Consider the following 5,883-nt stretch of genomic DNA (forward strand, 5'->3'; position numbering starts at 1 on the left):
ACAACTTCACACGAGAGCCCCCGGATCGCATCACGCGACCCGGGGGCTCTCGTCATACCACCCCACCTTCACCGGGCCACCGCGCCCCACACCCGCCCCGCAAGGCCGGAGTCACGTAGTCCCTCCACGGAGACCACCGCACCCCGGCTGTCGGTGAGCGGGACACGCCAGTTGGGGTACTCCTCGGACGTCCCCGGCATGTTGACCGGCCGGCGATCTCCAGCCAGGTCGGCGACGGACACGGCGTACAGGAGAGAGGGCGCCGCGGACAGGAAGGCGTGGAGCGCCACCACCAGGTCTTCCGGGCTGTCGCCCTCGAGGAGACCGCGCTGCCTGACCGCCTCGGTGTAGGAACGGATCTCGGCCGCGGCATCGAGGCGCTCCTGCTCCGCATCGCCCGTCAGCTGGCCCAGCTCCTCGCGGACGTCGACGTGGACGAGATCGACATAACCTGCAGTCGGGGGGAGGTCGTGGGTCGTCACCGAGGCCATGCACAGTCGCCGGTAGTCCTCCGGAGGCGTCGGCCGGCCATCCTCCTGCTCGAACCACATCACCGAGGTTCCCATGACTCCTCGCTCGGACAGTTCCTCCCGAACCCCCGGTGCGACGGTCCCCAGGTCCTCTCCCACGACCACGGCTCCGGCACGTGACGCCTCCAGAGCGAGGACCCCGATCATCGCCTCGTGGTCGTAGCGCACATAGGTTCCCTCGGTGGGCGCGAGTCCCGACGGTATCCACCAGAGTCGGAAGAGCCCGAGGACGTGGTCGATCCGGATCCCTCCCGAGTCCCGCAGCGCAGCGCGCACGATGTCCCGGAACGGTCGGTAGCCATCCTCGGCGAGCGCGTCCGGTCGCAGCGGGGGTTGAGACCAGTCCTGGCCCAGCTGGTTGTAGGCGTCCGGCGGCGCGCCCACGGTGACCCCGCGTGCCAGTGAGCGGTGGAGGGCCCAGGCGTCGGCGCCGGTGGGATGAACCCCGACGGCGAGGTCGTGCAGGATGCCCAGACGCATCCCCGCCGACAGGGCCGCCCTCTGCGCCCCTGCACGCTGTTGAGCGACCTGCCACTGCAACCACTGGTGGAAACGGACCTCCTCCGCGTGGTCGTGCGCGTAGCGCGCCACCGCGTCGGAGTCCGGATCCCGGAGATCCTCGGGCCACCGCGACCAGTCCGGGCCCGCCTCGGCCGCCAGCGCGCACCACGTGGCGAAGCGATGGAGACCGGGTTCCTGTTCGACGACGAAGGCGTCGAACTCCCGTGCCCGATCATCCGACAGGGGAGCCGAGAACACCATCCGCAGCGCATCGAGCTTGGCACTCCAGGAGGAGTCGCGGTCGATGGTGTCCCGGGAGTTGTGCGGGTGCTGTGACCGCGCGAGATCATCGATTCTCCGCCTGTCCTCATCCGCCAGGGCGGTGTACTCCGGAATCTGCTCGGGACGGAGATACAGAGGCGAGGCGAACCTACGCGTGGTGGGTAGGTACGGGGACGGCTCCACCGGCGGGAACGGCTCCCCGGCGTGCATCGGGTTGACCAGGACGAAGTCGGCTCCGAGGTCCCGGCCCGCCCAGCCGGCGAGGTCGGCCAGATCGGCCAGGTCCCCGACCCCCCACGATTGCTCGGACCGGACCTGGTAGATCTGCGCGGCCAGACCGGCCGCGCGGCGTCGCGTGAGGTCCGCGGGAACCGGTATCGATTGCGGGGCCACCAGCAGGGTGGACTCGACCGTCCGGGATCCGGGAGCTGACGGGTCGGAGACCACGGCGACGAGCCGATGCCATCCGAGGGGGAGGGAGGCGGGGAGGTCGAGTTCGACGCGGTCGACGAGCACGCCGTCGACCTCCATCGACTCGGCAGGGGTGTCGGGGAGTTCCACATCGAGCGGTGCGGCCGAGTCCTCGAGATGGGCCGACAGCGTCACCGTGGCACCGCGTGGGACATGAACCGCGCACCTGGCGCTCGCCCCCCGCCTCGCCACTATCGTCGGTGGGAGCACCCGCCGCCACGGCCGCAGACGATTCTCCTCGAGGGCCTCACGGGCCGTGGTGCCGCTCTCGTCGTCGTCATCGCCGGCCCGGACGCCCATCGCGGCCAGAACCGCGCGCAGGGTCCGGGCGGTGATGTCCTGTCGGACTCCGCGCGCATCGGTGTAGCTCGTGGCGACCCCACACCTCTCGGCGAGCTCGACCAGGGCGGGGGGTACGGCGTCGGTCACGGTCACGGGGGTCCTCGCGTCGGGTCGGGCGGCGCCCCTGCCGGGACGCCGCGGACAGTCACGGTCCACTGTGCCATCGGAGCGCGCGGGGTGCGGGTCGACAAAAACGGACCGCACTCCGCGCGCGTTGGGTGGACAACGTAACCTGAGTTCGAACACGTATCAGTTCCGCCCAGAGAAAGGCCGTGGACAACCCATGACCGAGGCATTCATCTACGACGCCATCCGGACTCCGCGAGGCAAGGGCAAGCCTGGCGGCGCTCTGCACGGGGTCAAGCCGATCGACCTGGTCGTCGGTCTCATCGAAGAAATGCGGCGTCGGTTCCCCGACCTCGACGAGAACCGGATCTCGGACATCATCTACGGAATCGTCACCCCCCTCGGTGACCAGGGCATGGATCTGCCGCGCATCGCCGCGCTGGCCGCCAAGATGCCCGACACCGTGGCCGGCGTACAGATCAACCGCTTCTGCGCATCCGGCCTGACCACCATCAACATGGCCGCCCAGAAGATCCGCTCCGGATGGGACGAGGTCGTCCTCGCCGGCGGCGTCGAGTCCATGTCGCGTGTCCCGATGGGCACCGACGGCGGGGCCTGGGCCCTGGACCCGGCCACCAACTACGACACGTACTTCTCCCCGCAGGGGATCGGTGCCGACCTCATCGCCACCCTCGAGGGCTTCACCCGCGAGGACGTGGACCGCTACGCCGAGCGCTCGCAGCGGCTCGCCGCCCAGGCGTGGGAGGAGGGCCGGTTCACCAAGTCGGTCGTCCCGGTCAAGGACATCAACGGCGTCACCATTCTCGACCACGACGAGCACATGCGTCCGGGCACCACCGTCGAGAAGCTGGCCGGCCTCACGCCGTCGTTCGCCATGGTCGGCGACATGGGTGGCTTCGACGCCGTCGCGCTGCAGAAGTACCACTGGGTCGAGGAGATCAACCACGTCCACCACGGTGGCAACTCGTCCGGCATCGTCGACGGCGCCGCGCTCGTGGTGGTCGGTTCGGAGAAGGCCGGCAAGGAGATGAACATGACGCCGCGCGCCCGTGTCGTGGCCGCGGCCACCTCCGGCGCCGACACCACCATCATGCTCACCGGCCCGACCCCGGCAGCGAAGAAGGCTCTCGAGATCGCCGGCCTCACCTCTGACGACATCGATCTCTGGGAGCTCAACGAGGCCTTCGCCTCCGTCGTCCTGCGGTTCCAGAAGGACATGAACATCCCCGACGAGAAGCTCAACGTCAACGGCGGAGCGATCGCCATGGGCCACCCCCTCGGTGCGACCGGCGCCATGATCACCGGCACCGTGCTCGACGAGCTCGAGCGGACCGGCGGCAAGCGCGCCCTCATCACGCTCTGCGTGGGCGGCGGCATGGGAGTCGCCACCATCATCGAGCGCGTCTGATCCGCACCACCGACACCACAGCCTTGAGGAGTAGAGAACCAGTGAGCGAAAACATGTTCCGGTGGGAGCAGGACGGCGACGGCATCGTCACCCTCACCATGGATGACCCCGACCACGGCGCGAACACCATGAACGCCCGTTTCATCGACGACTTCTCGGAGACCGTCGGCCGCATCGAGGCCGAGAAGGACTCCATCAAGGGCGTCGTCCTGACCTCCGCCAAGAAGAGCTTCTTCGGTGGCGGCGACCTCAAGTCCATGATCACGGCGGGCCCCGAGGACGCCGAGCAGCTGTTCGAGCGGTCCATGGAGATCAAGGGCCGGATGCGCGCCCTCGAGACCCTCGGGGTCCCGGTCGTGGCCGCCATCAACGGTGCGGCCCTGGGTGGCGGCCTCGAGCTCGCGCTCGCGTGCCACCACCGCGTCATGGCCGACGCCCGCGGCGCCAAGGTCGGCCTGCCCGAGGTCACCCTCGGTCTGCTGCCGGGTGGCGGCGGGATCGTCCGGACCGTCCGCATGTTCGGCCTGGCCCAGGCCGTGCCCAACATCCTCATGTCCGGTCGGTCCTTCGCGCCGGCCAAGGCGCTCGAGGCCGGCCTCGTCGACGAGGTCGTGGCCCCCGAGCAGTTGATCGACGCCGCCAAGGCGTGGATCGGCACCGAGCCCGAGGCCACCCAGCCGTGGGACCGCAAGGGGTGGAAGCTCCCCGGCGGCACGATCAAGGACCCCGCACTGGCCGGCGTCCTGCCGTCCTTCCCCGCGAACATGCGCAAGCAGACCAAGGGCGCGCCCTCCCCGGCGCCGCGTGCCATCATGGCCGCGGCCGTCGAGGGCTCGCAGGTGGACTTCGCCACCGCGGAGAAGATCGAGGCGCGCTACTTCGTCTCGCTGGTGACCGGCGTCGTGGCCAAGAACATGATCCAGGCCTTCTTCTTCGACATGCAGCACTGCTCCTCGGGGGGAGCGCGGCCCAAGGCCGCCGACGGTTCGGAGATCCCCCGGACGCAGTTCACCAAGGTCGGAGTCCTGGGAGCCGGCATGATGGGCGCGGGCATCGCCTACGTCTGCGCCAAGGCCGGCATCGAGGTCGTGCTCAAGGATGTCGAGCAGGCCTCCGCCGACAAGGGCAAGGCGTACTCCGAGAGCATCGAGGCCAAGGCGCTCGAGCGTGGGCGCACCACCCAGGAGAAGTCCGACGCACTGCTCGCCCGCATCACACCCACGACGGACCCGCAGGCCCTCGCCGGCTGCGACCTCGTGATCGAGGCCGTCTTCGAGTCCCCGGACCTGAAGCGGAAGGTCTTCCAGGAGATCGAGGACATCGTCGCCCCCGACGCGTTGCTCGGTTCCAACACCTCCACCCTGCCCATCACCGACCTCGCGACCGGCGTCAAGCGGCCCGAGGACTTCATCGGCCTGCACTTCTTCTCCCCGGTCGACAAGATGCAGCTCGTGGAGATCATCTCGGGCGAGAAGACCACGCCCGAGACGCTGGCCAAGGCGATCGACCTCACCCTGCAGATCCGCAAGATCCCGATCGTGGTCAACGACTCCCGTGGCTTCTACACCTCGCGCGTGATCGGCACGTTCGTCAACGAGGCCATCGGGATGCTGGCCGAGGGCATCGAGCCCTCGACCATCGAGCAGGCCGGTCGCATCGCCGGATACCCGGCGGCGCCGCTGCAGTTGTCCGACGAGCTGAACCTCAACCTGATGGTCAAGATCCGTCAGGCCACCCGCGAGGCGGCGGAGGCCGCCGGGCAGGAGTTCGTGCCCGACGCGGTCGACCGGGTGATCCTCAAGATGGTCGAGGAGCTGGAGCGTTCCGGCCGTGCCGCCGGCGCAGGCTTCTACGAGTACGCCGACGGTAAGCGCGCCGGCCTCTGGCCGGGCCTGCGGGAGGCGTTCGACACCTCCCCGGAGAACGCGCCCCCGCTGCAGGACCTGGTGGACCGCATGCTGTTCGCCGAGGTGCTCGAGACGCAGAAGTGTGTGGACGAGGGCGTGATCGTCGACGACGCCGACGCCAACATCGGGTCCATCATCGGCATCGGGTTCCCGGCGTGGACGGGCGGGACCCGCCAGTACGCCAAGAACTACGCCGCACCCGGCGAGCACGTCGCCTCGGGCTACAAGGGTTTCGTCGCCCGAGCCGAGGAACTGGCCGCCAAGTACGGCGAGCGCTTCGCGCCCACCGAGTCGTTGAAGAAGGCGGCTGCCGAGCAGAACTGAACAGGCCACCGGCCGAGCGGTCCGCTCGACA

At 69.3% G+C, this 5,883-nt stretch carries 3 protein-coding genes; 2 read left to right on the forward strand and 1 reads right to left on the reverse strand.

The annotated features are described in order from the left end of the window. Nucleotides 1-68 precede the first annotated feature (68 nt). Nucleotides 69-2,219, reverse strand: coding sequence for a 4-alpha-glucanotransferase (malQ, locus tag ABD250_RS06305; protein ID WP_338404157.1), 2,151 nt, complete (start codon nucleotides 2,217-2,219; stop codon nucleotides 69-71). 190 nt (nucleotides 2,220-2,409) lie between these two features. On the opposite strand from malQ, the gene ABD250_RS06310 reads away from it, so the two are divergent. Further along, on the forward strand, nucleotides 2,410-3,621 hold the full coding sequence (locus ABD250_RS06310; RefSeq protein WP_182640748.1) for an acetyl-CoA C-acetyltransferase: 1,212 nt from the start codon (nucleotides 2,410-2,412) through the stop codon (nucleotides 3,619-3,621). Nucleotides 3,622-3,662: 41 nt separating this feature from the next. Beyond that, a complete protein-coding gene (locus ABD250_RS06315; protein ID WP_182640747.1) occupies nucleotides 3,663-5,852 on the forward strand; it encodes a 3-hydroxyacyl-CoA dehydrogenase NAD-binding domain-containing protein in 2,190 nt (729 codons plus the stop codon). Nucleotides 5,853-5,883: the final 31 nt, after the last annotated feature.

Origin of the sequence: Dietzia cercidiphylli (genome assembly GCF_039531545.1) — a bacterium.
Classification (GTDB): Bacteria; Actinomycetota; Actinomycetes; order Mycobacteriales; family Mycobacteriaceae; genus Dietzia; species Dietzia natronolimnaea.